The organism is Arsukibacterium sp. MJ3 (assembly GCF_000987765.1).
GTDB lineage: Bacteria > Pseudomonadota > Gammaproteobacteria > Enterobacterales > Alteromonadaceae > Alishewanella.
The window spans coordinates 1-817 of sequence record NZ_LAHP01000089.1 but is presented as its reverse complement, the minus strand read 5'-3'; the positions used below and the strand labels follow the sequence as shown (position 1 = coordinate 817).

Here is an 817-nt window from a genome sequence, read left to right as displayed (position 1 = left end):
ATGCAGCCTGAAACATGAATGGGGTCACAATAACCCGTTAAATGCCACCGACCCCTCAGGCTATTTCTTCCAAATGTTGGTGATATGGGCGGCGAATTACGTGGCAGCAACAACTGCTACCACAGCACTGGGTGCTGCTTTGGGTCACGCATTGACAGCCTACGCTTACTACGGCTATGCCCAAATGGCAAAAGGGGCTATGCAGGCAATAGAAGGCGGCGGCACCGCCATGGCCAACTTTGCCGGAGGCATGGCAAAGGGGTTTGCTAAAGGGCGCGATCTTCCAAGCCGCTATGGCAGGATTAACAAATCTGGCTAGTAGTGGGCAGGACAAGGTTGGAGGTGTTGAAAGAAAACAAGGTTCTGTTGAAGCAGACGGGCACACAAAATCTGGTAAAAATGGACGGTATTTAGATGATTCAGAGAAAGCGAATCTGAACAGAGATTTAGATAATATTAATGACAAGGTTAGCAAGCTTAAGCCGCAAGATTTAAAGAGTCACAAAGAGTCTGCAGACTGGCTCCATACCAATGCTTCACGCATCACTGATCAAAATGGTGGTGCGGAAATTTATGCAAGGATTTATAAACATGCTGATGGTTTTTCAATTGGTAAATTGGTAACTAGCTATCATACCGGAACAGTATTTGCCACAGATATGCAAACATCGATATCATTCAATATGTTTGGTAGTCAGGCAGCTGATTGGCACACACCCCAGGGCAAGATCACGAACACTTTTTAACCAACTCACTCAACAGTTGACCCAAACGCCAGCTTATGATCAGATACTGCCTTTTGCAAAAGGGCAATTGT

At 45.9% G+C, this 817-nt stretch carries 2 protein-coding genes; both read left to right on the top strand.

The features are described from left to right. A partial coding sequence (locus tag VT06_RS18525; protein ID WP_200898014.1) for a hypothetical protein occupies positions 1-319 on the top strand: 319 nt, incomplete at its 5' end. Beyond that, on the top strand, positions 294-746 hold the full coding sequence (locus VT06_RS16875) for a hypothetical protein (RefSeq protein ID WP_046555496.1): 453 nt from the start codon (positions 294-296) through the stop codon (positions 744-746). The genes VT06_RS18525 and VT06_RS16875, both read left to right, overlap by 26 nt. The last annotated feature ends 71 nt before the right edge of the window (positions 747-817 follow it).